The 23829-nt window shown below is 58.5% G+C and carries 30 protein-coding genes and 1 tRNA gene; 11 read left to right on the forward strand and 20 right to left on the reverse strand.

Translation table 11 applies throughout. The annotated features are described in order from the left end of the window. Positions 1 to 107: 107 nt before the first annotated feature. Positions 108 to 533: an SRPBCC family protein gene (locus AC2FNN_RS01470; protein WP_496756105.1), complete on the reverse strand. Its 426-nt coding sequence runs from the start codon at positions 531 to 533 to the stop codon at positions 108 to 110. Further along, positions 526 to 849 (reverse strand): ArsR/SmtB family transcription factor, encoded by a 324-nt coding sequence (locus AC2FNN_RS01475; protein WP_496756106.1) that lies wholly within the window; start codon positions 847 to 849, stop codon positions 526 to 528. The genes AC2FNN_RS01470 and AC2FNN_RS01475 overlap by 8 nt, the downstream gene beginning before the upstream one ends. Positions 850 to 963: 114 nt before the next feature. On the opposite strand from AC2FNN_RS01475, the gene AC2FNN_RS01480 reads away from it, so the two are divergent. Beyond that, positions 964 to 1395, forward strand: a complete 432-nt coding sequence (locus AC2FNN_RS01480) for an MmcB family DNA repair protein (protein WP_496756108.1) — start codon at positions 964 to 966, stop codon at positions 1393 to 1395. Positions 1396 to 1397: 2 nt separating this feature from the next. Here the strand turns inward: AC2FNN_RS01480 and AC2FNN_RS01485 are convergent, their stop codons facing one another. Continuing rightward, entirely contained in the window at positions 1398 to 1586 is a 189-nt protein-coding gene (locus AC2FNN_RS01485) for a DUF6324 family protein (protein WP_152457562.1), read from the reverse strand. A 77-nt stretch (positions 1587 to 1663) separates the two neighbouring features. Between AC2FNN_RS01485 and AC2FNN_RS01490 the strand changes: the two genes are divergently transcribed. Both AC2FNN_RS01490 and AC2FNN_RS01495 read left to right on the forward strand, forming a co-directional pair. Beyond that, the gene (locus AC2FNN_RS01490; RefSeq protein ID WP_496756109.1) at positions 1664 to 2146 is read left to right on the forward strand and encodes a GNAT family N-acetyltransferase; all 483 of its coding nucleotides are present in this window, start codon (positions 1664 to 1666) and stop codon (positions 2144 to 2146) included. A gap of 47 nt (positions 2147 to 2193) precedes the next feature. Continuing rightward, positions 2194 to 2270: transfer RNA gene (locus tag AC2FNN_RS01495), tRNA-His, on the forward strand. 93 nt (positions 2271 to 2363) lie between these two features. On the opposite strand, the gene AC2FNN_RS01500 is transcribed toward AC2FNN_RS01495, so the two are convergent. The 12 genes from AC2FNN_RS01500 to secG form a co-directional block, all read right to left on the reverse strand. Continuing rightward, positions 2364 to 3170: an ABC transporter permease gene (locus AC2FNN_RS01500; protein WP_152457564.1), complete on the reverse strand. Its 807-nt coding sequence runs from the start codon at positions 3168 to 3170 to the stop codon at positions 2364 to 2366. After that, positions 3167 to 4054, reverse strand: a complete 888-nt coding sequence (locus AC2FNN_RS01505) for an ABC transporter permease (RefSeq protein WP_496756246.1) — start codon at positions 4052 to 4054, stop codon at positions 3167 to 3169. The genes AC2FNN_RS01500 and AC2FNN_RS01505 overlap by 4 nt, the downstream gene beginning before the upstream one ends. A gap of 82 nt (positions 4055 to 4136) precedes the next feature. Then, positions 4137 to 4886, reverse strand: coding sequence for a transporter substrate-binding domain-containing protein (locus AC2FNN_RS01510; protein ID WP_152457566.1), 750 nt, complete (start codon positions 4884 to 4886; stop codon positions 4137 to 4139). Positions 4887 to 4919: 33 nt separating this feature from the next. Continuing rightward, a complete protein-coding gene (locus AC2FNN_RS01515) occupies positions 4920 to 5696 on the reverse strand; it encodes an ABC transporter ATP-binding protein (protein WP_496756111.1) in 777 nt (258 codons plus the stop codon). A gap of 109 nt (positions 5697 to 5805) precedes the next feature. Beyond that, a complete protein-coding gene (locus AC2FNN_RS01520; RefSeq protein WP_496756247.1) occupies positions 5806 to 6564 on the reverse strand; it encodes a phosphate/phosphite/phosphonate ABC transporter substrate-binding protein in 759 nt (252 codons plus the stop codon). A gap of 5 nt (positions 6565 to 6569) precedes the next feature. Then, positions 6570 to 7007: a tellurite resistance TerB family protein gene (locus AC2FNN_RS01525; RefSeq protein WP_171119546.1), complete on the reverse strand. Its 438-nt coding sequence runs from the start codon at positions 7005 to 7007 to the stop codon at positions 6570 to 6572. Between the two features lie 20 nt (positions 7008 to 7027). After that, entirely contained in the window at positions 7028 to 7477 is a 450-nt protein-coding gene (locus AC2FNN_RS01530; protein WP_496756112.1) for a tellurite resistance TerB family protein, read from the reverse strand. A 42-nt stretch (positions 7478 to 7519) separates the two neighbouring features. After that, complete coding sequence (locus tag AC2FNN_RS01535; RefSeq protein WP_152457571.1) at positions 7520 to 7813, reverse strand: DUF1330 domain-containing protein; 294 nt, start codon at positions 7811 to 7813, stop codon at positions 7520 to 7522. Between the two features lie 75 nt (positions 7814 to 7888). Then, positions 7889 to 8665, reverse strand: coding sequence for an isocitrate lyase/PEP mutase family protein (locus tag AC2FNN_RS01540; protein WP_496756114.1), 777 nt, complete (start codon positions 8663 to 8665; stop codon positions 7889 to 7891). A 167-nt stretch (positions 8666 to 8832) separates the two neighbouring features. Then, positions 8833 to 9315, reverse strand: coding sequence for a bacterioferritin (locus tag AC2FNN_RS01545; protein ID WP_496756116.1), 483 nt, complete (start codon positions 9313 to 9315; stop codon positions 8833 to 8835). A gap of 122 nt (positions 9316 to 9437) precedes the next feature. Beyond that, the gene (gene pyrG / locus AC2FNN_RS01550) at positions 9438 to 11081 is read right to left on the reverse strand and encodes a CTP synthase (protein ID WP_496756118.1); all 1644 of its coding nucleotides are present in this window, start codon (positions 11079 to 11081) and stop codon (positions 9438 to 9440) included. A gap of 160 nt (positions 11082 to 11241) precedes the next feature. Further along, complete coding sequence (gene secG, locus AC2FNN_RS01555) at positions 11242 to 11604, reverse strand: preprotein translocase subunit SecG (protein WP_170346559.1); 363 nt, start codon at positions 11602 to 11604, stop codon at positions 11242 to 11244. A 151-nt stretch (positions 11605 to 11755) separates the two neighbouring features. On the opposite strand from secG, the gene nthA reads away from it, so the two are divergent. From nthA to AC2FNN_RS01580, 5 genes are all read left to right on the forward strand, one after another. Continuing rightward, the gene (gene nthA / locus AC2FNN_RS01560) at positions 11756 to 12370 is read left to right on the forward strand and encodes a nitrile hydratase subunit alpha (protein ID WP_496756120.1); all 615 of its coding nucleotides are present in this window, start codon (positions 11756 to 11758) and stop codon (positions 12368 to 12370) included. Continuing rightward, positions 12367 to 13044, forward strand: a complete 678-nt coding sequence (nthB, locus tag AC2FNN_RS01565; protein ID WP_496756122.1) for a nitrile hydratase subunit beta — start codon at positions 12367 to 12369, stop codon at positions 13042 to 13044. Before nthA ends, nthB begins: the two co-directional genes overlap by 4 nt. Continuing rightward, on the forward strand, positions 13041 to 13370 hold the full coding sequence (locus tag AC2FNN_RS01570) for a nitrile hydratase accessory protein (protein ID WP_496756124.1): 330 nt from the start codon (positions 13041 to 13043) through the stop codon (positions 13368 to 13370). Before nthB ends, AC2FNN_RS01570 begins: the two co-directional genes overlap by 4 nt. 224 nt (positions 13371 to 13594) lie before the next feature. Then, the gene (locus AC2FNN_RS01575; RefSeq protein ID WP_496756125.1) at positions 13595 to 14890 is read left to right on the forward strand and encodes an adenylosuccinate synthase; all 1296 of its coding nucleotides are present in this window, start codon (positions 13595 to 13597) and stop codon (positions 14888 to 14890) included. After that, entirely contained in the window at positions 14890 to 15126 is a 237-nt protein-coding gene (locus AC2FNN_RS01580; protein WP_171228487.1) for a DUF2842 domain-containing protein, read from the forward strand. The genes AC2FNN_RS01575 and AC2FNN_RS01580 overlap by 1 nt, the downstream gene beginning before the upstream one ends. Before the next feature lie 245 nt (positions 15127 to 15371). Here the strand turns inward: AC2FNN_RS01580 and AC2FNN_RS01585 are convergent, their stop codons facing one another. Further along, positions 15372 to 17075 carry a hypothetical protein gene (locus AC2FNN_RS01585; protein ID WP_496756128.1) on the reverse strand — a complete coding sequence of 568 codons (1704 nt, stop codon included), beginning with the start codon at positions 17073 to 17075 and terminating at the stop codon, positions 15372 to 15374. 219 nt (positions 17076 to 17294) lie between these two features. Here AC2FNN_RS01585 and AC2FNN_RS01590 point away from each other — a divergent pair, with 219 nt between their 5' ends. Beyond that, positions 17295 to 17906: a thiamine diphosphokinase gene (locus AC2FNN_RS01590; RefSeq protein WP_496756130.1), complete on the forward strand. Its 612-nt coding sequence runs from the start codon at positions 17295 to 17297 to the stop codon at positions 17904 to 17906. On the opposite strand, the gene AC2FNN_RS01595 is transcribed toward AC2FNN_RS01590, so the two are convergent. Genes AC2FNN_RS01595 through AC2FNN_RS01610 form a run of 4 tightly spaced genes read right to left on the reverse strand, consistent with a single transcriptional unit; the run spans position 17851 to position 21327 of the window. Continuing rightward, the gene (locus AC2FNN_RS01595; RefSeq protein WP_496756132.1) at positions 17851 to 18765 is read right to left on the reverse strand and encodes a DMT family transporter; all 915 of its coding nucleotides are present in this window, start codon (positions 18763 to 18765) and stop codon (positions 17851 to 17853) included. The genes AC2FNN_RS01590 and AC2FNN_RS01595 overlap by 56 nt on opposite strands. A gap of 45 nt (positions 18766 to 18810) precedes the next feature. Then, positions 18811 to 19227 carry a GFA family protein gene (locus AC2FNN_RS01600; RefSeq protein ID WP_496756133.1) on the reverse strand — a complete coding sequence of 139 codons (417 nt, stop codon included), beginning with the start codon at positions 19225 to 19227 and terminating at the stop codon, positions 18811 to 18813. Positions 19228 to 19250: 23 nt separating this feature from the next. After that, complete coding sequence (locus AC2FNN_RS01605) at positions 19251 to 20624, reverse strand: L-serine ammonia-lyase (protein WP_496756135.1); 1374 nt, start codon at positions 20622 to 20624, stop codon at positions 19251 to 19253. A gap of 1 nt (position 20625) precedes the next feature. Further along, the gene (locus tag AC2FNN_RS01610) at positions 20626 to 21327 is read right to left on the reverse strand and encodes a glutathione S-transferase family protein (RefSeq protein WP_496756137.1); all 702 of its coding nucleotides are present in this window, start codon (positions 21325 to 21327) and stop codon (positions 20626 to 20628) included. A gap of 167 nt (positions 21328 to 21494) precedes the next feature. Between AC2FNN_RS01610 and rpiA the strand changes: the two genes are divergently transcribed. Then, positions 21495 to 22283 (forward strand): ribose-5-phosphate isomerase RpiA, encoded by a 789-nt coding sequence (gene rpiA, locus AC2FNN_RS01615; protein ID WP_496756138.1) that lies wholly within the window; start codon positions 21495 to 21497, stop codon positions 22281 to 22283. Between the two features lie 126 nt (positions 22284 to 22409). Next, positions 22410 to 23768 carry a glutathione-disulfide reductase gene (gene gor / locus AC2FNN_RS01620; RefSeq protein ID WP_496756140.1) on the forward strand — a complete coding sequence of 453 codons (1359 nt, stop codon included), beginning with the start codon at positions 22410 to 22412 and terminating at the stop codon, positions 23766 to 23768. The last annotated feature ends 61 nt before the right edge of the window (positions 23769 to 23829 follow it).

The following is a 23829-nucleotide window of genomic DNA, read 5'->3' on the forward strand; positions in this document are numbered from 1 at the left end:
GCCAGCCCCCTCGGAATTGCTTAAGGCCACCAGAATGCTACCTGTCACAAGAAGGGCAGAACCCGCCACGCGCTTAAGTAGGGTGTCTGACGGGTTCGCGCAAGAGGTCAGGCGTCAACAGTTTCGTGCAATGCCACACGAAACTTGCCGAAATGTTCATCCCATCCTTTGTCCAGAGCAAGGATCAGGCCAAATGCTTCGACGCCTTGCGGTAATCCTTCGTGCACAAGTTCAAGACGTGTCCCGCCCAAAACCGGTTCCAATGTCCATTTGACCACGCTTACAGCGTCTCCCATCGGTTTGACGGTAAAGGTGTGTTCAAGGTATTTTGGGGGGCGGGCGATACGGACCTCTCCCCAGATCAGCAAGTCGCCGCTTGTCGTGCCGAACATCTCAAGCTTCTGACCTTCTGCCAGTGTTCTTTCAGGCTTGTGGAACCATTCCGCCAGATGGTCAGGTTCTGTCAGATAAGCCCAAACGGTTTCCGGTTCCGCCCTGAGGAAAATCGATTTCTTCAATACGGCATCAGTCATTTTGTTTCCTTTCAATAGCTTCCTTGAGAGACTTGAGGCGATCGTCCCAGAACTGGTCAAAATAGCTGAGCCAGTCGAGCACCGGGGCCATACCCTGTGGTTCAAGTCGATTGATGCGTTCCCGGCCGCGCGCTTCGACTGTGATCAACCCACCGTCGGACAGAATCGTCAGGTGTTTTTTGACCGCAGCCCGGGTCATGTCGAAGCGGTCCGTCAACTGCCCAATCGTCATGTCCTGTGACGAGAGCAGTTGCACGATGTTCCGGCGTGTGGGATCGGCCAGCGCGCGAAACGCGTTTTGAGTTTGGTTCTCCATAAGCAACCCCAGAAATAGTACCTTTAGGTATCATATAAATGCGATACCAAAAGGTACTATGTCAAGGCGCAAAGGTGCTTTACTTTTGTTCGCTAATTGTTCACATTTTCAGCCATGACTTTGGATCTGCAACCTGGACAGAGACTGGCACGTGGCGTCGCGCGGCATCTTGCGGCCCATGGCTTTGTTTCCGTAGAGGAATTCGTGCCTGCGCGCGGGTTGCGCGTTGACGTGATGGGGCTGGGGCCAAAGGGTGAGTTGTGGGTGATTGAATGCAAATCCAGCCGTGCCGATTATCAGTCGGATTCGAAATGGCAGGGCTATTTGGAATGGTGTGACCGATTCTTTTGGGCCGTCGACACGGAGTTCCCGACCGATCTGTTGCCTGAAGAAACAGGCCTGATCATCGCCGATGCCTATGACGCGGAAATCGTGCGCATGGCGCCCGAGGACAAAATCGCACCGGCGCGGCGCAAGAAGATGATCCAGAAATTTGCAACGGATGCGGCGCGCCGTTTGCACGCGCTTCGGGATCCCAGGCTGTAAGGTCAGCCTTTGACCGCAAGGGCGGCTTGTACCGCAGCGCGTATTTCGTCGGCGATTTCTTCTGCTTCTTCCGGGTCAAAATCCATCGGTATTTCGATGCCGTCAGCTTCGATGAACAGGCGGACCATACCCTGATCGGTCGGACCGATTTGCAGGTTTGCCTGAATGTCGCGTTCGGTATTGATGCCCATCTGTGCCTCCGAGACTGAGCGTTCCTGCTAGCGCGCACGGGGTTGAGAATCAAGTCACCTTTGCGGTCAGATGAGATATGGAAGACGCCGTTCTCAGACCGTTTCGCCCCGATGACGCCGCGTGGCTGGTTGAACAGCACGGTCTGCTTTATGCGCGCGACGAAGGGTTTGATGACAGCTTTGCGCCCCTGGTGGCCAGCATCCTTGACGACTTCATCGCCAACAGTGACCCCGAGCTTGAAAGAGGCTGGATCGCCGAGCAGGACGGGCAGCGTCTGGGCAGTATTTTCTGCGTTGCTGTTGACCGGAATACCGCCAAGTTGCGGCTGTTTCTGCTTGTCCCGAAAGCACGAGGGCAGGGGCTGGGAAAGCGCCTGCTTCAAGCATGTACTGCCTTTGCACGCGCGGCAGGATACAAAGAAATGGTTCTGTGGACGCACGAAAGCCATACCGCCGCCTGCGCACTTTACAAGGCGTCCGGCTGGGAACTGACAGACAGCAAAGCGGTGCATTCCTTCGGTGTCGATCTTGTCGAACAAAGCTGGAAATTTCGGCTTTAATCCTCTTGCATTCCGCGGGCGTGTTCGGTACATCGCCCCTCACGAGTGCCGCCTTAGCTCAGTTGGTTAGAGCGCTGGATTGTGGATCCAGAGGTCCCCTGTTCAAGCCAGGGAGGCGGTACCACTTCCCCCCTATGAATGTGCTGAAAATCGCGCGGGCGCGCGGTGATTGGCGTTGATTTGACTTGGTGTCCAGACGTGACTGGCGCGCCGAAACTCAGCGCGCCAGGTTCAGTTTGAACCGCATCTTGGCCCGTTTTGCGACCGGCAGGTGCCGGTTCAGACGTTTGTTGATCAGGCCAAAGCCTCCGACGATCACCAGCGTCAGCAGGATGAAATAGAACGCCAGTATCGGGTATGGGATGAACGGGTTGAACGTCTTGTCCGCAAAGTAGCTGGCGTAATACAGGGCGTCTCCGCGCTGCTGCCATGCCGGGAAGGCTGAAAAGAAGACCAGCGTTGTCGCGTGGAAAAGAAAGATTGCTTCGTTTGTGTAGGCAGGCCAGGCGAGCCGCAACATGGTGGGCCAGACGATCCGGCGAAAACGTGCCCAGCCTGACATGCCATAGGCATCCGCGGCTTCGATATCGCCCTTGGGAATGGACCTTAGCGCGCCATAGAAGATCTCGCCCGAATAGGCGGCGGTGTTGAGGAACAGCACGATCAGCGCCCCCAGCCAAGCCGAAGTGAAGGCGTCGAACATCGGGTTGGATTTCTTCAGCGACAGGAACAGGAAATAGGCGAAGAAAAACTGGATAAACAAGGGCGAGCCGCGAAACAGGAAAATGAACCATTCCGAAGGCTTGCGAAGCCATTTGTTTGCTGAGGCCTTGCCGACAGCCAGGGCCGTGGCCAGAAAGAAGCCGGTCGCCAGCGCCATGATCCCGAAATAGACATTCCAGATCATGCCCGACCCGATCAGTGTGAACTGTTCGCACAGGGTGAAGTCACTTTTGGGCAGCAGACGCTCACCAATACCCAGGGACCGCAGGCCGTAATCTTGAATCGTCTGCAAGCAGCTCATGCCGTGGTCTCCTTGCGCAGAAGCTCGCCGCCGGACGTGGCCTGCCCGTGGGACAGTTTCCGCATCAGCTTTTCAAGCCCAAGTTCAGACACGCGCGTCATGCCGAGATAGAAGACAAGCAGGAACAGGAAGTACCACATGCGCCAGTCGCCATGCGGATACTGGGTGAACTTGGACGTCTTGGTGCCGCCAAGTTCCCGGGCCCAATAAACGATGTCTTCGATCCCCAGCAGGAACAGCAGCGGAGTGGCCTTGATAAGAACCATCCAGAGATTCGACAGGCCGGGCAGGGCATAGACCCACATCTGCGGCACAAGGATGCGCCAGAAGGTCTGACGACGGGACATGCCATATGCTTCGGCGGTTTCAAGCTGCGCGTGGGGCACGGCGCGCATTCCACCAAACAGAACGTTTGCCGCAAACGCGCCGAAAACAATCGAGAAGGTAACGACGGCCAGGAAAAAGCCGTAGGTTTCATGCACCCATTCCGGTGCGGTCCCCAATGGCAGCTTGGCCGCCTGACAGACGATAAAGTCATTTCCCTGCCGGATCGGGTCGGTCCATTCGGGGCACAATATCTTGTGCCGCGTCCATTCGAACGCTTGATCCAGGGCTATTACGAAAAACAGGAAGAAAGCGATGTCCGGGACACCGCGCACGATGGCAATATACCCTTTGCCCAGCCAGCTCAGGGGCGGGAAATGTGATCGGGCGGCCATTGCGCCAACAAAACCAAACGCCAATGCGACCGGCGCGGTCACCGCCAGCAATCCCAACACCTTGAGGAAAGACAGGTAGAAGGACCAGTGCACGCCGTTGGTCAGGTAGCAGGAGAACCAGCGGTATGTTCCGAGCGTGTCAGGGTCAGCGCAGTAGGAAAACATGAAGCGTCTTTCGAACGTCATACCCGGTTATTCCACCGGGCAGGGTTCGGCGCGACGGACGCGCCGAACCGCTTGATACGGATTAGTTTGTAACGACCGAACCGTCAGCGTTGTAGGTCGGAACGCCTTCGCCGAACCACTTGATGATCAGTTCGTTCAACGAACCGTCCGCTTTCATCGAGGTGATCGCCTCGTCGAACTTTCCGCGCAGTTCGCCATCCGATTCACGGATGCCCAGCCCGATGCCACCGCCCAGCGGCACGTCATCACCCACGAAGACCAGCTCTCCGGCGGATTCCTCGACGATCGGAACCAGGAAGTCCTTGTCGGCAAACACGGCATCGGCTTCACCGTTGCGGACGGCTGCGATGGTTTCTTCCGGAGTTGCAAACTCGACCAGTGTCGCGCCCGACTCGGCTACGTGGCCTGCCTGAATGGTGGCGGTCTGTGCGGCAACGACGCCGGTGGTGACATCAACATCCTCGGACGCACCGACATAGGCCGAAGCAGCAGGCGGGAAATAGTTCTGGGTGAAGTCGATGACTTCGTCACGTTCGTCGGTGATCGACATACCCGCGATGATGGTGTCGTAGTTGCCCGAGACCAGGTTCGGAATGATCGAATCCCAGTCGTTCTTGACCCATTCACATTCCAGGTTCGCGCGCTTGCACAGTTCGTCGCCGACTTCACGCTCGAAGCCGTCGATTTCGCCCGCATCATTGATGAAGTTGTACGGAGGGTAGGCGCCCTCGGTCCCCATGCGGACCGTGTCGGCCATGGCGATACCGGCGGTCAGCGCCAGTGCGGCAGTGGACAGAATCAGATTTTTCATTGGTTGCTCCCCAGTTTGGTTCTGTTTTTGAAGTTAAGCCGCCTGAGTGGCGGAGAGAAAACCCCGAAGCCGTTCGGATTCAGGAGATGTGAAGATATCTTCGGGTGTGCCTTCTTCCTCGATCAGGCCCTGGTGCAGGAACACCACGTGGCTTGAAATGTCGGCGGCCATTTTCATGTCATGCGTCACGATGATCATGGTACGCCCTTCGGCGGCCAGGTCTTTGATCACCTTGATCACCTCCTGTTCCAGTTCAGGGTCCAAAGCCGAAGTCGGTTCATCAAACAGCAGGGCCTCGGGTTCCATGCACAGGCCGCGGGCGATGGCGGCGCGCTGTTGCTGCCCCCCGGACAATTGCGCCGGATAGGCGTCGCATTTGTCACCGATGCCAACCTTGTCCAGATACTTGCGCGCGCTGTCTTCCACCTCGGCCCTGTCGCGCCCCAGAACGGTCACTGGGGCCTCCATCACATTTTGCAGGACGGTCATATGTGCCCACAGATTGAACTGTTGAAACACCATCGACAGGTTGGTGCGTATGCGCAGGACCTGTTTGGGGTCGGCAGGACGACGCCCGTGCTTTTCCCCGGACCATTTGACAGGCTCACCCTTGAAAAGGATTTCCCCTTGCTGGCTGTCCTCCAAAAGGTTGCAGCACCGCAAAAGCGTCGATTTGCCGGACCCGGACGACCCAATCAGTGATACCACGTCACCGCGATGTGCCGTGATATCGACCCCCTTCAACACCTCTAGATTTCCGAAGCTTTTGTGAAGGTCTTTGATTTCGATGACGGGGGCAGTTTCTGTCACGGGCAGTCCAGTGGTTGGTGGTGTTGGTGCGGTACTAGGACCGAAAAAAAAGGTCAATGCAATGCGCAAATGACAGAATCAAGCGGAGAAACATCCAAATTGGCCAAAATCAGTCGACAAATTGGGCAGTCGCTGATCCGCTATCTTTGGGGGAAGGCGGAGTAGGGACAGCCAGGTAGTGCGCCGCGGGAATGTCGATCAACCCGCGCATATGCAGCAATCGTTGATCGTCGTCGCAAAGCTGGTCAATCGCGGCCCGAACAGCGCCCGCAATGACCTTCGGATTCTGACTCATCGACGTGATGTAGGGAAGGGTCGGAGTTGGAGTCGTTCTTGCCAGTTCGCGCAATTTGCTCCCCAAATTGGTATGTTGTTGCAGCATCAGCCACGTCAGCATGTCCAGCGCGGCAAAGTCCGCTTTGCCATCTGCGACGGCTTGGGCAGACCGCGCATGTCCGCCGGTTTCCAGCAGTCCGGCGGGGTGGACGTTTGCCTGGGCCATATGTGTGATCGGGGCAGCCCAGCCGGATTGGGACAAGCCCTCATTATACGCGAACACGCCTGTGCTCAGCCCCGCCAGATCCCGGTCGTCGTCACGCCGCGCCACAAAGACCGAGCAATAATATCCGGGGGGACATCCGGGCAGTCCATAATCCGGGGTGCCAACCAGTTGCACGTGACCATGCAATCGGGTTCGAAACGGCATGCCACAGGTTTGTGCCAGAATCAGGTTCGGGTCCTGCCAGACCGCCCATTCGTCTTTATCGCGGGTAAGGGTTTGGGGGCCTGACCCAAATTGGGCGCGAATCAAGCTCCAGAACCTGTCATTGGCGGCTTGCAGGGGGGGCATGTCATACATGCCCAGCATGGCAATCACGATTTTGCAGCCTTTTGCCGTGCCAAAGCGGAATCCACGTCACTTACGCCCAGAAGACTGACCACCAGACGCAGCAGCGAATCTTCCTCGCTGGTGCGGTGCCCATCGGCCAATGCCACGGACCACAGCGCCTGAACGACCGCAAGACGATCTTCATAGGCAACCGCCTCTTTGATGGCTCGGGTAAAGCGGACGGTGTCCGGGGCCTCGGCCTCAAGATCTTCGGCGCGGGCGCGCAGGGCGGCGCTTTCGAACGGCGACAGGCCATAGCGTTGCGCCGAAATTCGGTCGATACGGGCCATTTCGGTATCGGAATAGTCATTGTCGGACCGTGCCAGACGCACCAGAAGGGCCGTCAGAGCCAGGCGGGCGTCATCGTCGACAAGAGGATCGGGCTGCGGCTGCGTGAGCCGGGAAAGAAATTCGCTGAACATGCGTTAGATATAGCGGGCGACTAACTCACATCCAAGCGGCTTTGAACGCGTTCACGCGCGGCCTTGCTGTCGTTAAAGCTCAACCCCATGGCAACGCGGGCTTCCTCGACGATTTTCACCTCGCCTTCGTCGCTGTTTCCATCTGCCAGAACAACTTCCCACAGCGCATCCAGTGCGGCCAGGCGTTCCTTCAGATCCGTGGTCTCGCGGATCAGCTTGCCGAAGGTATCGGTATCCGGCGCGGCCGCATGAAGCTTTTCGCAAGTGGCGCGCACCTTGGCTGCTTCGATCGCGTTATGCTGGTAAAGACGGGCCAGGATTTTGTCGATCAGGCTGATCTCTTCCAGCTTGTAGTCCCGATCAGCCTGCGCCACGCGCACCATGAGCGCGCCCAGAGCAAGTTCGGCGTCAGGGTCCGGAAGATGTTCATGCTGAGGCGGTCTGAGCGCCTGAAAGAACTTTTTCAACATGGCTAAAGGTTATTCCATATTTTGTGGTCCGCCAAGCGTAGTCTACCCGTCATAGCCCTGAATGATCACAAGATCGCCCATCGATACCGGCGCGCGCAGCGCTTTGGCTTTCTGGTATGCTTCGCTTTCGTAACAGGCAAGCGCATCCTCATAGCTGGGAAATTCGATCACAACAGTCCGGGCGCGCGCTGCGCCTTCCTTCACTTCGCGTTTTCCACCGCGCGTCAGAAAGCGCGCACCATAAGCTGCAAAGGGTTCCGCATTTGCAGCAATGTAGGTCTTGTACGTGTCCATGTCGTCCACATCGACATGTGCAACCCAATAGCCTTTCATCAGGCTTGCCTCCTGTTCGGTTTCAAAAGCAGGGTGATGAGAAGTGGCGGCAATTGCAATCCCACAACTTCAGGGCGATCAGTTGCGGTAATGAATAGCGGTGTGCGCCTGATCTGTTAACCACTTGATCATCTGACGATAAGGAACCGGGCCATAGCTGACGCGCGCAACCCCCAGTTCAGCCAGACGCGGTGTGCCGGGGGTGCCGGGCAGGGCGATGATGTTGACTGGCAGGTTCGTTCGCTCGCACAGATGTCCGATCATCGCCTCGTCTTTCAGCCCTGGGGCAAAAAAACCGCTGGCGCCTGCTGCCTCATAGGCCGAAGCACGGGCAATGGCGTCGTTCAGCATGGCCTCATCATGTGTTTCTGCCGGGGCCTTCAGGAAAATGTCGGTTCTTGCGTTGACATAGGCAGGTATGCCCGCGTCTTCGCAGGCCGCGCGCATGGCTTCGACGCGTTTGGCCTGAACCGCTGTATCGTACAGCCCGTCGCCACCGATGATCTGATCTTCAAAGTTGAAACCAACCACGCCGCAATCCAGCGCACGCTTGACGTTTTGCGCAATGCCCTGTGGATCTTCGGCATAAGCCCCTTCGAAATCCAGTGTCACCGGAAGATCAACTGCGGCAACGATGCGGCGCGCATTGTCCAATGCGGTCTCAAGCGGGATGTTCTGACCATCACCAAAACCCTGTGCCATGGCAACAGGTGCGCTGCCTGAGGCAATGGCTTGCGCGCCTGCATCCCGCACCGCGCCGGCACTGCCGGCATCCCAGATGTTGAACAAAATGACGGGGTCGCCCTTTTTGTGAAGGCTGGTAAAGGTCTTCGCGCTTTGGGATTGATCGCTCATCGGGGCTCTCCTGTCGTGGTGTGATCAACAGTTAACCCCATGAGGGCAGACCGAGTAGAGGTTTTTTGCCCGGCAGCGTCACATTGAAGTGACGGAAACCGCATGGCCCGGTCCATGGCAAGATGGTCCGGGCGATGCTGGTGCTTGGGCAGGCGGCGGTGCGTGCCTCAGGCTCCTTCTGCCGCGCCGGATACGAATTTTGCGCTGAAGTTGGCCTCACCCAAACGCTTCAACAGGTTCAGCTGAGTGTCCAGCCAGTCCTTGTGACCTTCTTCTTCCAGCAAGATGCGTTCGAACAGGGTCCTTGACCCGACATCGCCGACCTCGGCGGCCTGCAACGCGGCCTTGGTATAGAAGTCGACCGCCTCGGTTTCATCCTTCAGGTCCGCGGCAAACATGTCTTCCAGAGACCCCGCGGCGACTGGGTTTTTCTGAAACGCAAGCTCGGGCACGCCGCCAAGGAACAGGATACGCTCGATGAAAGCGTCGGAGTGGCCCAATTCTTCCTGCATTTCAGCGCGCATTTTTTCGGCAAGGATGTCCAGCCCCCAATCCTCCAGCACATGGGCATGCAGTTGGTACTGGTGCGCCGCCGTCAGCTCCATATGAAGCGCTTGCTGGAGGTTGGTAATCGTTGTTGCGTTGCTCATCGGAAATCTCCTGAAACTCTGAACGGCATTGAGCCTGCGAAGCAGAAATTCTGCTTACACATACAGTTAAGAGATCAGCCCGCACAAAACAACGCGGGGTGACAGTCCGACACAGTCAGGGATCAGACCAGGCGCGAGGTGTCTTTCGCAGCGCGTACGAAATCGCGGAACAGGGGATGCGGGTCGAACGGTTTGGACTTCAGTTCCGGATGGTACTGAACGCCGATGAACCATGGGTGATCCGCCCATTCCACGATTTCGGGCAGGCGTCCGTCCGGCGACATGCCCGAAAACTTCAGGCCCGCATTTTCAAGCTTGTCGCGATACTTGATGTCTACTTCGTAGCGGTGGCGGTGCCGTTCCTCGATCTGCGTGCCGCCATAAACCTCGGCCACTTTAGATCCATCCGCCAATACTGCGTTGTAAGCGCCAAGGCGCATTGTGCCGCCTTTGTCGTCGCCGACCTTGCGCTCGACCTTGTGGTTGCCCTGCACCCACTCCTTGAGGTGATAGACCACCGGTTCAAACCGTTTCTTCCCGGCTTCGTGGTCGAATTCTTCGGACCCGGCTTCGGTGATACCCGCAGCGTTCCGTGCGGCCTCGATCACCGCCATCTGCATGCCAAGACAAATGCCCAGATAGGGAACCTTGTGCTCGCGCGCATATTGCGCCGCCTTGATCTTGCCTTCAGTGCCACGCTCGCCAAACCCGCCGGGGACGAGGATGGCGTGGAAACCTTCCAGATACGGGGCTGCGTCTTCGGTATCGAAAACTTCGGCATCCACCCACTCGATCTTGACCTTGACCCGGTTGGCCATACCGCCATGTGTCAGCGCCTCGGCAATCGATTTATAGGCGTCTTCAAGTTGTGTGTACTTGCCGACAATGGCCACTTTCACCTCGCCTTCGGCGTTGTGGATGCGGTCGCTGACATCTTCCCATTTGGCCAGATCGGGCTTTGGGGCGGGGCTGATCTGGAAGGCATCCAGAACAGCCTGATCCAGCCCCTCGCGGTGATAGGCCAACGGCGCGTCGTAAATGGTGGACAGGTCCTGTGCCGCGATCACGCTGTCTGGGCGCACGTTGCAAAACAGGGCCAGCTTTTCCCGTTCCTTGGTCGGGATCGGCCCTTCGGACCGGCAAACCAGAATATCGGGGGCCAGACCGATTGAGCGCAGTTCTTTCACCGAGTGCTGGGTCGGCTTGGTCTTCAACTCACCCGACGCTTTGATGTAGGGCAGCAGCGTCAGGTGCATAAAGATGCACTGACCGCGCGGCTTGTCCTGACTGAACTGTCGGATGGCTTCAAAGAAGGGCAGGCCTTCGATGTCACCCACGGTACCGCCAATCTCACACAGCATGAAATCAACCTCATCCTCGCCGATGGCGATGAAATCCTTGATCTCGTTGGTGACGTGCGGGATCACCTGAATGGTCTTGCCGAGGTAATCTCCGCGGCGTTCCTTTTCCAGCACGTTTGAATAAATCCGCCCGGAACTGACCGAGTCGGTCTTACGGGCTGCCACGCCGGTGAAGCGTTCGTAATGGCCAAGGTCCAGATCGGTCTCGGCACCATCGTCGGTGACAAAAACCTCGCCATGCTCAAACGGGGACATCGTGCCTGGGTCGACGTTCAGATAGGGGTCAAGCTTGCGCAGGCGAACGGAGTACCCTCGCGCCTGCAACAGCGATCCCAAAGCCGCCGAAGCCAGTCCTTTGCCCAAGGACGAAACCACACCACCAGTGATGAAAATAAAACGCGCCATAGTTTTTCGGCTGCTCCCGTGAGACGTCAAAATCAGCTGCCCGACGGTTTCGAAAAACCGCTGCATCACGGGACTTCACGTATAAAGGATTCGCGCCAAAAGCGCAAGAGAACCGCAAGATGCTGTTGCAGTCCTCTTTCAGGTTTCTAGGTTTTGTAGGTCAGTCGGCCTGCGGGATCAGTGGCGCGTTGTCGCCCTGTGCAGGCGGCAGAAGGTCATCCGCCGACGGAATTGCCGGAGTATTTTCTTCGCTTGAAGCCGGAGCCGGGACGCCCAAACGGTCGATTACCGAGCTTCCCGAAGATTTCTGCGCCGCCAGAATGGTCAGCGTGATCGAGGTCACGATGAAGCAAGCGGCAAGGATCCAGGTCAGTTTGCCCAAAGCGGTCGCTGCTGCCCGGCCAGTCATGGCACCACCGCCGCCGCCCATGCCAAGGCCACCGCCTTCGGACCGTTGCATCAGAACAACGGCAATCAGGCCCAGAGCCAAAAGAAGGTGGATGATAAGAACGACGTTTTCCATGGTGGTCCTGTACAGCGTGGCGTGTATCGCGTGGTACTTATGCAAGTTTGCCAGCGGGGGCAAGTCACGAGTTCGCATCACCGCACGTGATATGTCATATCACGTCAAAGGGACTGGACAGAACGCCGATGCGTGACGCAGGCTGCGGCCCATGCCACATGACGACCACGACCACCCGCACGCCCTTTTGCCGCCCGAACCCGCGCTGCGCGTCAAAGCGCTGGAAACGATTCTGACCCGCAAGGGCCTGATCGACCCGGCAGCTCTGGACGAAATCATCGACACCTATCAGAACAGGATCGGGCCGCAAAATGGCGCGCGCGTGGTTGCCAAAGCCTGGAGCGACCCAGCTTTCAAGGCCGCTCTGCTGGAAGACGCCACCTCGATGGTCGCGGATCTTGGTTATTATGGTCGCCAGGGTGAACACATGGTTGTTGTCGAGAACACGCCAACCCGGCACAACATGGTCGTCTGCACCTTGTGCAGCTGCTATCCTTGGCCGTTGCTGGGTATCCCGCCGGGCTGGTACAAATCTGATGCCTACCGTGCCCGAGCGGTGCGTGAACCCCGCAAGGTACTGGCCGAATTCGGCCTCACCCTGCCTGAAGACACTTCGGTGCGGGTCTGGGATTCGACGGCCGAGGTTCGCTATCTCGTTCTGCCGATGCGTCCCGATGGAACTGATGGGATGGGTGAGGAGGCGCTTGCCGCACTTGTGACACGTGACAGCATGATCGGCACGGGCCTGCCGAAGGCCCCTTCATGACCCGCGTTCACGATATGGGCGGCCGCTTTGGAGATGGCCCGATAAATCCCGAGGCCGAGGATGCGCCGGTTTTTGCCGAAGACTGGCACGCACGGGCGCTGGCGGTGACACTTGCCTCCGGTTTTCTGGGGCAGTGGAATATCGACGTATCCCGCCACGCCAGGGAACGCCTGTCTCCGAAGGATTACACCCGGTTTTCGTATTATGAGAAATGGATATCCGGTCTGGCCGATCTGCTGGTCGAAAAGGGTGTTCTGACATTGGAAGATCTGCGTGGTGTGGGCGGCGACAACCCGCACCCCTTGGCGGACAGAGCGCTCAAGGCGGAAGCAGTGTCCGCTGCCCTTGCCAAAGGCGGGCCTGCGGACAGGCCTTCCAATGTCGCGGCGCTGTATTCTGTGGGGCAAGAGGTTGTCACGGTCCGACCGGCAGCAAATCGCCTCGTGGATGGGGGTCACACGCGCCTGCCTGTTTATGCATCCGGTGCCAGGGGCCGAATCCTGCGCCTGCACGGAACCCATGTCCTGCCCGATTCCAATGCTCATGGGTTGGGCGAAGCGCCCGAACCGATCTATGCGGTAGTCTTCCCCGCATCGGAACTTTGGACCAGCCCGGAGCATCCGGATGACGAAGTGGTACTGGATCTCTGGCAAAGCTATCTGGAACCGGCATGAGCGGCTGCAACGAACATTCAGCCCCAGAACCGGTGTTTGCCGAACCCTGGCACGCTCAGGTCTTTGCCGTCACCGTTGCCCTGAACGAGGCGGGGCGGTTCGAATGGGCGGATTGGGCGGCTCGGTTCTCGGACACGTTGACGCGCCACGGGCTTACGCGAGAGCTGGATGGCGGCGGCGACTATTTCCAGGCATGGCTGGAAACACTTGAGGCTATGCTCGCCGAGCAGGGGGCTGCTCTGCCGCAGGATGTGAAAGACCTGCATCGGGCATGGGAAGAGGCGTATCTGACGACACCTCACGGGCAACCGGTGCATCTGCGTTGATGCCGGGCAGGGGGCTCTGCCCCCGCCGCCCGTTCCGTGCGACTCCCCCGGGATATTTTCAGCCAGATGAAGCAGGGGATCCGCTTTTCATCTGGCCACAAATATCCCCGCCGGAGGCATCGCGCGTTCGCGCGATTTTCATCTGCGGCGAAATATCGGTTTCCCTGCCGTTTGCGCCCGGCTATATGAGCCGGGTTTGATAACTCAGCGCAAAAGGACCGGATATGGCCAACGTGGTTGTTGTCGGCGCCCAGTGGGGTGACGAAGGAAAAGGCAAGATCGTCGACTGGCTCAGCGAGCGGGCGGACGTGATCGCGCGTTTTCAGGGCGGGCATAATGCCGGTCATACGTTGGTCATTGACGGCGAGGTTTACAAGCTGCACGCTCTGCCGTCCGGTGTCGTGCGCGGCGGTAAGCTGAGCGTCATCGGCAACGGCGTGGTGTTGGACCCCTGGCATCTGGTCAAGGAAATCGCGACCATCCAGGCACAAGGTGTAGAAATCACCCCCGATACGCTGATGATTGCCGAGAATACCCCGTTGATCCTGCCGATCCACGGTGAACTGGATCGCGCTCGTGAAGAGGCGGCCAGCAAGGGGACCAAGATCGGCACAACAGGTCGTGGGATTGGCCCGGCCTATGAAGACAAGGTCGGGCGTCGTTCCGTTCGCGTCGCGGATCTGGCGGATGAAGCCACTCTCGAGGCTCGGGTGGACCGTGCTTTGCAGCACCATGACCCGCTGCGCAAAGGTTTGGGAATCGAACCGGTCGACCGCGACGCGCTGATTGCCCAATTGAAAGAGATCGCGCAGAGCATCCTGCCTTTTGCTGCTCCGGTCTGGAAAGTTCTGAACGAAAAGCGCAAAGCCGGAAAACGCATCCTTTTCGAAGGGGCGCAAGGCGCGCTGCTGGACATCGATTTCGGCACCTATCCATTCGTAACCTCTTCCAACGTGATCGCAGGTCAGGCCGCGACAGGGGTGGGGATTGGACCGGGATCGATCGATTTTGTGCTGGGGATTGTAAAAGCCTACACCACCCGTGTCGGCGAAGGCCCATTCCCGACAGAACTTGAGGATGCGGATGGTCAGCGCCTTGGGGAACGCGGGCATGAGTTCGGGACAACGACAGGTCGCAAGCGCCGCTGTGGGTGGTTCGATGCGTGCCTGGTCCGTCAGACCTGTGCGACCAGCGGCGTGAACGGCATCTCTCTGACCAAGCTGGACGTTCTGGACGGGTTTGAAACCCTGAAGATCTGCGTGGGCTATGATCTGGACGGCGAACGCTTGGACTATCTGCCAACCGCTGCTGATCAGCAGGCGCGCTGCACTCCGATATACGAGGAAATGCCGGGCTGGAGCGAATCCACCGAAGGCGCGCGCAGCTGGGCCGATTTGCCTGCCAATGCAATCAAGTATGTGCGCCGGGTCGAAGAGCTGATCGAATGCCCGGTGGCCCTTTTGTCCACCAGCCCGGAGCGGGACGACACCATTCTGGTGACCGACCCGTTTGCTGATTGATGAACAAAGAGCAGAAAACAGGTCTGAGCTATAAGGCGCGCCGGCGCTGGTCGTTGGTTATTCTTGTGATCGGCCTGCCACTTTATATTGTGGCGGTGGTGACGGTTCTGAACTGGCTGGAGCGCCCCCCGATATGGGTGGAACTTCTGGTCTATATCGTTCTGGGGATTCTTTGGGCCCTGCCGTTCAAGTTCGTTTTTCGCGGTGTTGGCAAAGAGGACCCGGATCAATCCTGAGCCGGGTTTGACACTGCAAAAGATTAAGCGGGCAAACGTCGTGTGTGTAAACGCGCGCAGTTATATGTAGGTTCTGTGACTTTGCTGCATTGAGCTGGGCCAATGCTCGGACCAAGGGGGCTGGTCGGGCCCGGCACAATGGCCAACCCTGAGTCGTGTTTAACAACCGGGCGTTTGTCTCTGGACGAGCGGCAAAAAACAAGGGCCGGGGTTTACCCGACCCTTTTTGTCAATTGGCGCGGCAGTCAGCCTACTGCGCGCTCATCATCAGGACGGAAGCCGATCAGGTCAGAGGCCGCAAAACGGCCGCCACCGGCCTTTTCGATTTTTCCATCGCGCAGCAGCTGTCCGAAGGAACGCAGGCTTTCTTCGCGATTGAACTCATCCTGCTTCAAAGAACGGACCTTGTTCATCAGCTGCGGGCGCGAGAATTGCTGCTGTCCTTCGATGAAGGACAGGTAGGCCGCCGCCGCTTCAAGCAGATCCTGAAGCGACTGTGCACCCTGATCCTGTGCGAATTGCGCAAAACCGCCTTCTTCCGACCCGGTTTCTTCGACCTGAGTCGTCACGCGACGCGGCATCACGGGGCCATTGGATTCGCTTTGATCGTCCACGCGCTGCTCGGCAACCAGCTTCAACGGAGCCGGAGCGTCAGCTTCCGGGCGTATACTGGTCACGTTTACTTCGGGGCGGCGCGGGCTGACCGCTGACGCCAGATCAACGCGATACTCATCGACAGGCGAGGTGTCCGGGGCCGGTTGGCCATCTCGGTCGGCCTCGGTCGCGGCAACGGCGGTGCGAAGGTGCGAATAGGTTTCTCGCGCGTCGCTGCTGGAGGGGTCCTCCATATGTTCACCGGTTTTGGCCATCAGTCGCGAGATATCCTGATCAGGATCGGCGTCATCCGTCAGTTTTTGGCTAGAACGGCCTGCCATGTCTTTTTCGATTTCGGAAATCTCGGACAGCAGGTGAATTTCGTCCTCTTCCGTCAATACTCCTTGCGCCTGATCATCTTGCGGCTCATCGCCTGGTTCAACTTCGGATTCGATCGCAACGTCTTCGACGTTGAGGATGTTTGGAACATCCTCCTCGTCGATTTCCTCGTCGGTATCCTCTTCAAGATCCGAGAACAGGGGCTCAGCAGGAAGCTGCGCGAGGTCGGTTGCGACCTCGATTTCTTCATCCCGCAGGTGGTCGGGGGTCAGTTGCACCTGCTGTTCGGAATTGTTCTCGATATTCGGCTCTGCGGTTTCGAAGTCGTGCTTTTCCGATATTGCCGGCGCGCCGTCGGCTTGTACATCTTCGGCGTCAAGCGCTTGCAGATCCTCGATTTCCGCGGCCTCGGGCTGCGTAGGTTCAGCAAAGTCTTCTTCGTTGAGAGCGCCTGCTTCGAACGCGGCGGCCACGGCGTCCACCGGGGGGGCGGTGTTGGCCAGCAGCGAAGATTCCTCGTCTTCGGAATAGGCAGTGGGGGGGACGTCCGAATGGGAAACAACGGCCCGGATGCGTTGCAGTTTTGCGGCAATGCTGTCGGCCGGCGGAGATGCAGTGGCGTCGACGGCCTCCGCGTCCATGAACGCGGTCTGCCCCGGGCTTGCTTGGGAATATGCGGGAGGGGGAGTGGTCATAGCATCTGCATTTTGCGCATGCGGGACCGGTGCGTCAGACGCGACCGGTGCCGGGGCTTCGGTGTTTGGAGCGGCACGCAGCAGAAGCCCGGATTCGTTTTGGCTGGCTTCGACGCGTTGCGATGCGTCGCGGCGTGCGATACGGGTCAGCATTTCGGCGTCTGGTTGTGGAGGCTCTGAGCCGAAGTAACGATCATCCGCAGCGAGATCGCGGAAATATTCGGCAATGGCTTTCATCGTTTCAAAGGAATCGTCGAATCCTTCCAAAGTGCAGGAGAAGGTTCCATATGAAACGGTTAATACCTTGTTATTCTGTACCATCAGACGCACGTCCTTTACAAACTACGAGAGCCCACTTACCCGGAATCGGGAGCACACGAAGGCTCTGAACTTTATGCATGAACCTATCATTTTGTGGTCTTAATGTGTCCAAATCCGGGAAAAATGGCCAATCTTAGGAAAAATGAACCAATTGTACGCTCCGCCGATCCAATCGGGCTGTTTGGGGGCGGTTTTGTTGGCTCCGAGGACCTGAATTTGGTGCTGAACCGCGTCACTTCAGTCGTTGCGGCGGATGGTGGAGCGGCAGTTCTGACAGAATCAGGCCGGATTCCGGATGCGGTCATCGGGGATTTCGATTCGCTGGACAAAGCATCGAAAGCCAAAATCCCGTCTGACCGGCTTTTTGCCATTCGTGAACAGGACAGCACCGATTTCGACAAGGCCTTGCGCAATTTGCAGGCCCCACTGGTTTTGGGGGCCGGCTTTCTGGGCGGGCGGCTTGATCATCAGCTGGCCGTTCTGAACGTGCTGGTCAGACGTCAGGAACAGGCCTGCATTCTGCTGGGCGCGCATGAGGTGGTGTTTCACGCGCCCCGCCAAATCCGGCTGCCGGTTTTGCCCGGGGATGTGGTGTCGCTGTTTCCAATGCGCCCTGTGACAGGGCGCAGCAACGGGCTGGAATGGCCCATTGACGGCCTGCGGTTGCAACCGGACGACCGGGTGGGCACCTCCAATCGCGCGCTGTCGGATGTTGAATTGCAGATGGATGGGCCTGGTCTTTTGGTGATGGTTCCCCGCGCCACACTCGATCCGCTCATGCAGGTGTTTCTGTCGGGGCAGAGCGAGCGGTGGCCCGTTCGCGAAGAATAACGTACAAACCGGCGGCGACGGTGATCATGATACCAACCGCTGCCAGCCCGTCCGGCAGGTCGCTGAAGATTGCCCAGCCAATCAGGGTTGCCACCGGGATTTCCAGATATTGCATCGGGGCCAGCGTGGCCGAAGGTGCATAGCGCAGCGACCATGTCATCAGCAGATGCGCGACAGTTCCCAAAACTCCTATCGCGATCAACAGCCAATACAGATCGGGGGCGGGCAAGGCAGCAGACAGGTTCCAGATCCCAAGCGATGTTCCGATCACAAGGACAGGAACCAACCCCACAGTGGCCATGACGCCGGACACCGCCTGCAAGGAAATCGGATCAGTTTCCTTGGCGATTTGCCGCGTGACCAGCATGAACAGCGCAAAGACCACGGCGACGATCAACGGCAGCAGGGCAGGTAAGCCTACCTCGGCAAAACTGGGCTGGATGACCAGAAGTGTGCCGATGAAACCGACAATGCAGGCCACAAGGCGCCGCACGCCGACCTCTTCGCCCAGAACGTATCTGCCCAGCAGCAACATGATGAACGGCATGACAAAGGCAATGGCGACGGCATCAGCCAGGGGCAGGAACTTCAACGCACTGAACATCGCGGTTATGCCGATGATGTGCAGCAGTGTGCGGATGACTGTCAGGCGCAGGATACGTCCGCGCATCCGCCAGGGCCGGCCTGTCATCATCACCAGCGGGATGAGAATCAGCGCTTGCACCGCAAACCGGGCTGCAACCAGCAAACCCAACGGAGTCGTTTCGCCCAACAGCTTTGCCATCGCATCCCCTAAGGGTGCAAGCACACAGAAACCGAGCATCAAAAAGATGCCCAAGACGGGACGATCCTGAGTCATGAGCGCGACGCTATCTGCTTCGCGGCGCAGTGAAAAGGTCGAATGTCAGGCGTCGGGCAGGGGTTGAACCTTTGTGTAATCCGGCCCGGTGCAGGTGGGCAGGTTGTCATCCAGATGCAGCCAACTCAGTCTTTCCTCATGAGACACGTGCAATGTGGGCTGCATTGCCTCGGGGGTCTCCAAAGTGGCGACGTATAGATGCAGCACATCCGACATTTTGGCCGAGCGGAACGAGATTGGCGTGCCGCAATCCGGGCAAAAGCTGCGCTCGACTCCGGGCGAAGAGGTGAAGCGTTTCGGCTCTTCCCCGATCCAGCGCCACTGACCGTCACGAACCGCGAAATAGGTTGTCATCGGCGCGGCGCATTGGCGTCGGCAGCTGTCGCAATGACAGGTGACGCAGGACAGGGTAGGAGGGTCGATTTCGTACTTGATGCTGCCGCACAGGCAATGTCCACGCATATCGCCCCCCATTTGTTGCGATCTCAGCAGTTTGGCACGTTCACGGCCAATCCACCAAGCGAGGTTTCCTTGTATTTTTCGTGCATGTCATGGCCGGTCTGACGCATCGTCTCGATCACCGCATCCAGCGGCACGAAATGCTCACCATCCCCGCGAAGGGACAAAGACGCAGCCGACACAGCCTTGATGGCCCCCAGCCCGTTGCGTTCGATACAGGGCACCTGAACCAGCCCGGCGACGGGATCGCAGGTCATGCCCAGATGGTGCTCCAACGCGATCTCGGCGGCGTTTTCAACCTGTTCGGGCGTACCACCCATCACGGCGCAGAGCCCCGCCGCGGCCATGGCTGATGCGCTGCCGACCTCGGCCTGACACCCCGCTTCGGCACCCGAGATGGACGCATTGTATTTGACCAGCCCGCCAATCGCGGCCGCGGTCAGAAGGAAGTCTTCGATATGGTTCTCCGAGGCACCGGGAACGTGGTCCAGGTAATAGCGCAGCACCGCAGGAAGAACGCCCGCCGCCCCGTTGGTCGGTGCCGTTACGACTTGTCCACCGGCGGCGTTTTCTTCGTTGACGGCCATGGCGTAGACGCTCATCCAGTCGTTGATCGTGTGCGGCGCGGTCAGGTTCATGCCGCGTTCGGCCATCAGCGCGTCATAGATACCCTTTGCCCTGCGTCGCACTTTCAGCCCGCCGGGCAGAATGCCGTCGGTCGTCAAACCGCGTTCGATACAGGCATTCATGACGTCCCACAGGCGGGCGCAGCCCTTGGCGAAACTGTCGGCGCAGCCGCGTGCGATCTCATTGGCGCGCTTCATCTCGGCGATGGTTTTGCCGCTGGACTTGGCCATCTCCAGCATTTCAGCTGCGGATTTGAACGGGAACGGCACCGGTGCTCCTTCATCCGTTGCCTTGCCCTCGGCCAGTTCTTCTTCGGTCAGGACAAAGCCGCCACCGATGGAATAGAAAACCTGGCGCAGGATCACGTCCCCCTGCGCGTCCGTGGCCATCAGGATCATCCCGTTGGCGTGTCCCGGCAGGTTGGTGTCATAGTCGAAAATCAGGTCTGCTTTAGGATCGAACTGAAGCGTCGGCAGGCCGTCGGGGGTAACCGTGTGCGTCTTGGTGATGTCCGCCAATGCGGCCTCGGCCTTGTTGTTGTCATAGGTGTCCGGAACAAACCCGGCCAAGCCCAGGATGGTCGCCCGGTCGGTCGCATGGCCGACGCCGGTAAAGGCGAGCGAGCCATGCAACGAGCCCTTCAGACCCGCAAATTCAAAAGGTGAAGCACGCATCATGTCCAGAAAGCGTGCCGCCGCCACCATGGGGCCCATGGTGTGCGAGGAGGACGGGCCGATGCCCACTTTGAACATATCGAAGACAGAGAGGAACATGTCAGGTAGCTGAGCCTTCTAAGGGGTTGGCGTAAATAGGAGAGGTGTACGGTGCGGGGCCCAGACCTTCGGCTGCAACGGCCGTGTGGGTGGCTGGGCGTGACTCAAGCTTTGCCAGGATGGTTTGCAGGGCCGGGGTGTCAGCCAGTTCATACCAACTGCGATCTGCATCTGCCGGGTACAGGGCCATCCAACGCATCATGCAGGCGACATAATAGGTCAGAACCGACGGGCAATCCGCGCAGAACCAGGCTGGCGAGCGTTTTGCCAGCGCGTCCAGCAGTGTCAGGTGCTGCCTCAAGCGGGGTCTGATGCCTGCACGCAGCGTGTCAGCCTGTGGCGGGGTGATGTATTTCTCGGCATAGAACAGAATGCGCAGATCTGCGTGCAGAGTGTTGGACGCAAAGAACAGCCATTTCAAAAACTCGGCGCGTTCGGGGGCGTCTGCCGCCGGGGCCAGTTGCTCGTGGCGCTCGGACAGCCACAGCAGGATTGCCGCCGTTTCAAAGATCGGCCCTTGCGGAGTTTCAAGCACCGGGATCAGCCTGTTGGGGTTCAATGCCCTGTACGCTGCGCTGTCCTGTTCGTTTCGACGGCGATCGACCAGCACGGTTTCATAGGGTACACCCATTTCTTCCAACACCAGCCGGATCACCAGCGAGGCGTTGTCAGGGGCGTAGTGCAGGCGGTATCGGGTCAACATGCGGGCAATCTATATGACAAAGATGAGGGCGTAAGACATGATTGCGACGTTTCCGATAGGAAACGCGCAATCTTCAGACATCATTACGCTTGCCGAACCGCAAATTGTGGTCGCAGTCGCGTAGCGCATTCCCTATAACTCCGGCAGGCCAAACTGGGAAAGCTGCCATGACCGGAGAACTGTCGCCCATCGACACCGCAAAATACGTGGCCGCATACCGTGCCGCCGAGATGGTCGAGGGCGGCATGCGCGTGGGTCTTGGAACAGGATCCACTGCGGCCTGGCTGGTCCGTCGTTTGGGCGAACGGGTGCAGGACGAAGGTCTGCGGATCAAGGGCGTTCCCACATCCACCCGCACTGCGCAGCTGGCGCGCGAAGTCGGGATCGAGGTCATTTCTCTGGATCAGGCCGGGTGGCTGGACATGACCATCGACGGCGCGGATGAATTCGACGCTGACCTGAACCTGATCAAGGGCGGCGGCGGCGCGCATTTGCAGGAAAAGATCGTTGCGACGGCCAGCGATCAGATGATCGTCATCGCAGATGCCGGGAAAGAGGTGGAAACGCTGGGTGCTTTCCCCTTGCCGGTCGAGGTTGTTCCATTTGGCTGGCAAACCACGCGGACACTGATCGAAGAAGCGCTGGATGCGATGGATGTACTTGGAACCTCGTCGGCGCTGCGTATGAATGGCGCGGCCCCGTTTGTGACGGATGAAGGCAACCACATTCTGGACCTGCACCTGCAACGCATCGGCAATCCCCGTCAGATGGCCCTGATCCTCAACCAGGTTCCCGGCGTGGTGGAAAACGGCCTGTTCATCGACATCTGTGACAAGGTTATCATCGGCCACGGCGACGGGCGGGTCGAACTGCGGGATATCAACGCGGGCACCCTAGAACTGGATCAGCTGTTGAGCGGATCCCGGGAAAACCTGTTTTCCGACCAAACGGACTGAGTTTTATGCAAGCCAATCGGACAAGCGTCGGCAAAAGATCGAAAATTCCATGCCCGGGGGTTGGCACCGCGGTTTTCGCGCCCAGATATCCAGAGGAATTTTGCAAGTTGAACGAAGGAACCCGGCATGAGCTTTGACTATGATCTTTTTGTCATCGGCGGAGGCTCGGGCGGGGTCCGGGCAGCGCGTGTGGCGGCGGGTGAAGCCGGTGCGAAGGTCGCGCTGGCTGAAGAAGACCGCTATGGCGGCACCTGTGTGATCCGGGGCTGCGTGCCAAAGAAACTGATGGTCTTTGCCAGCGAATACTCAGGCATGGTCGGGGATGCGCTAGCTTATGGTTGGGATATTCAACCCGGTGCGTTCAACTGGAACACCTTTCACAGCAAGCTGGTATCCGAATTGGATCGGCTGGAAGGAATCTATCGCAACATCCTGAAAAACAACGGCGTTGAAAGCTTTGATCAGCGCGCGCGCCTGGTGGATGCCCATACGGTCGAGCTGACCGATGGCACCCGGAAAACCGCCAAGCACATCTTGATTGCAACAGGCGGTCGCCCGGTGGTGCCTGACTTCCCGGGTTCGGAACTGGCAATCACGTCGAATGAGATTTTCCATCTGGACAAGCTGCCCGAAAGCATCCTGATCGTTGGTGGCGGCTATATCGCCAGCGAATTCGCCGGGATCATGAACGGTCTGGGCGTCAAGACCACGCAATTCTATCGCGGTGCGCAGATCCTGCGTGGGTTTGACGAGGAAGCGCGGGGGCTGATCTGCGAAGAGATGCGCCAGAACGGCATCGACGTACGGCTGGGCACCAATGTGCTGGAAATGGCCAAAGATGGCGACCAGATCCGCGTCAAGGCGACGGACGGCACCGAGGATCGTTTTGACGTGGTCATGTACGCCACCGGCCGGGCACCGAATGCCGATAATCTCGGGTTGGAAGAGCTGGGTGTTGAACGTGGGCGCAAGGGCGAGATCATCGTGGATGAATACAGCCAGACCGCCGTTCCGTCGATCTATGCCATTGGCGATGTGACCGACCGGGTCAACCTGACACCCGTGGCCATCCGCGAGGGCATGGCTTTTGTGGAAACCGTCTTCAAAGGCAACCCGACACCCGTAGATCACGCGCTGATCCCAACCGCCATTTTCACGCAACCGGAATTCGGCACAGTTGGCCTGAGCGAGGAAGAAGCCTCGGCCCAGGAACCGATCGAGGTTTATGCCACTTCGTTCAAACCGATGCAAAAGGCGTTTGCCGGTGGCACACAACGGGTTCTGATGAAACTGATCGTCAGCCAGGCCACCCGCAAGGTTCTGGGTTGCCATATTGTCGCCCCCGGAGCAGGAGAGATGATCCAGCTGGCCGGAATTGCCGTAAAGATGGGCGCGACAAAGGAAGATTTTGACCGGACGGTTGCAGTACATCCCGTTATGGCGGAAGAACTGGTGACAATGCGGCAACCTGTACGCTGTGCTTGATTTGCAAGCGCGCGCACACAAGTTACAAGTGTGTCCGTGATCACACGGGCCTAAACGAAGG

The sequence above is a fragment of the Ruegeria sp. BHSA118 genome, from assembly GCF_059613405.1.

Excerpts from the sequence above, each read along its gene's own strand:
- AC2FNN_RS01600 (WP_496756133.1), bottom strand. The coding sequence starts at position 19,227 with ATGCGTGGACATTGCCTGTGCGGCAGCATCAAGTACGAAATCGACCCT.
- nthA (WP_496756120.1), top strand. The coding sequence starts at position 11,756 with ATGCCACATGACGACCACGACCACCCGCACGCCCTTTTGCCGCCCGAA.
- gor (WP_496756140.1), top strand. The coding sequence starts at position 22,410 with ATGAGCTTTGACTATGATCTTTTTGTCATCGGCGGAGGCTCGGGCGGG.
- AC2FNN_RS01510 (WP_152457566.1), bottom strand. The coding sequence starts at position 4,886 with ATGAAAAATCTGATTCTGTCCACTGCCGCACTGGCGCTGACCGCCGGT.
- AC2FNN_RS01595 (WP_496756132.1), bottom strand. The coding sequence starts at position 18,765 with ATGACTCAGGATCGTCCCGTCTTGGGCATCTTTTTGATGCTCGGTTTC.
- AC2FNN_RS01505 (WP_496756246.1), bottom strand. The coding sequence starts at position 4,054 with ATGTTTTCCTACTGCGCTGACCCTGACACGCTCGGAACATACCGCTGG.
- AC2FNN_RS01585 (WP_496756128.1), bottom strand. The coding sequence starts at position 17,075 with ATGGTACAGAATAACAAGGTATTAACCGTTTCATATGGAACCTTCTCC.
- AC2FNN_RS01605 (WP_496756135.1), bottom strand. The coding sequence starts at position 20,624 with ATGTTCCTCTCTGTCTTCGATATGTTCAAAGTGGGCATCGGCCCGTCC.
- AC2FNN_RS01580 (WP_171228487.1), top strand. The coding sequence starts at position 14,890 with ATGAACAAAGAGCAGAAAACAGGTCTGAGCTATAAGGCGCGCCGGCGC.
- AC2FNN_RS01540 (WP_496756114.1), bottom strand. The coding sequence starts at position 8,665 with ATGAGCGATCAATCCCAAAGCGCGAAGACCTTTACCAGCCTTCACAAA.
- AC2FNN_RS01525 (WP_171119546.1), bottom strand. The coding sequence starts at position 7,007 with ATGTTCAGCGAATTTCTTTCCCGGCTCACGCAGCCGCAGCCCGATCCT.
- AC2FNN_RS01530 (WP_496756112.1), bottom strand. The coding sequence starts at position 7,477 with ATGTTGAAAAAGTTCTTTCAGGCGCTCAGACCGCCTCAGCATGAACAT.
- AC2FNN_RS01575 (WP_496756125.1), top strand. The coding sequence starts at position 13,595 with ATGGCCAACGTGGTTGTTGTCGGCGCCCAGTGGGGTGACGAAGGAAAA.
- AC2FNN_RS01500 (WP_152457564.1), bottom strand. The coding sequence starts at position 3,170 with ATGAGCTGCTTGCAGACGATTCAAGATTACGGCCTGCGGTCCCTGGGT.
- AC2FNN_RS01480 (WP_496756108.1), top strand. The coding sequence starts at position 964 with ATGACTTTGGATCTGCAACCTGGACAGAGACTGGCACGTGGCGTCGCG.
- AC2FNN_RS01470 (WP_496756105.1), bottom strand. The coding sequence starts at position 533 with ATGACTGATGCCGTATTGAAGAAATCGATTTTCCTCAGGGCGGAACCG.
- AC2FNN_RS01545 (WP_496756116.1), bottom strand. The coding sequence starts at position 9,315 with ATGAGCAACGCAACAACGATTACCAACCTCCAGCAAGCGCTTCATATG.
- AC2FNN_RS01490 (WP_496756109.1), top strand. The coding sequence starts at position 1,664 with ATGGAAGACGCCGTTCTCAGACCGTTTCGCCCCGATGACGCCGCGTGG.
- AC2FNN_RS01485 (WP_152457562.1), bottom strand. The coding sequence starts at position 1,586 with ATGGGCATCAATACCGAACGCGACATTCAGGCAAACCTGCAAATCGGT.
- AC2FNN_RS01610 (WP_496756137.1), bottom strand. The coding sequence starts at position 21,327 with ATGTTGACCCGATACCGCCTGCACTACGCCCCTGACAACGCCTCGCTG.
- AC2FNN_RS01520 (WP_496756247.1), bottom strand. The coding sequence starts at position 6,564 with ATGCTGGGCATGTATGACATGCCCCCCCTGCAAGCCGCCAATGACAGG.
- AC2FNN_RS01475 (WP_496756106.1), bottom strand. The coding sequence starts at position 849 with ATGGAGAACCAAACTCAAAACGCGTTTCGCGCGCTGGCCGATCCCACA.
- AC2FNN_RS01570 (WP_496756124.1), top strand. The coding sequence starts at position 13,041 with ATGAGCGGCTGCAACGAACATTCAGCCCCAGAACCGGTGTTTGCCGAA.
- pyrG (WP_496756118.1), bottom strand. The coding sequence starts at position 11,081 with ATGGCGCGTTTTATTTTCATCACTGGTGGTGTGGTTTCGTCCTTGGGC.
- rpiA (WP_496756138.1), top strand. The coding sequence starts at position 21,495 with ATGACCGGAGAACTGTCGCCCATCGACACCGCAAAATACGTGGCCGCA.
- nthB (WP_496756122.1), top strand. The coding sequence starts at position 12,367 with ATGACCCGCGTTCACGATATGGGCGGCCGCTTTGGAGATGGCCCGATA.
- secG (WP_170346559.1), bottom strand. The coding sequence starts at position 11,604 with ATGGAAAACGTCGTTCTTATCATCCACCTTCTTTTGGCTCTGGGCCTG.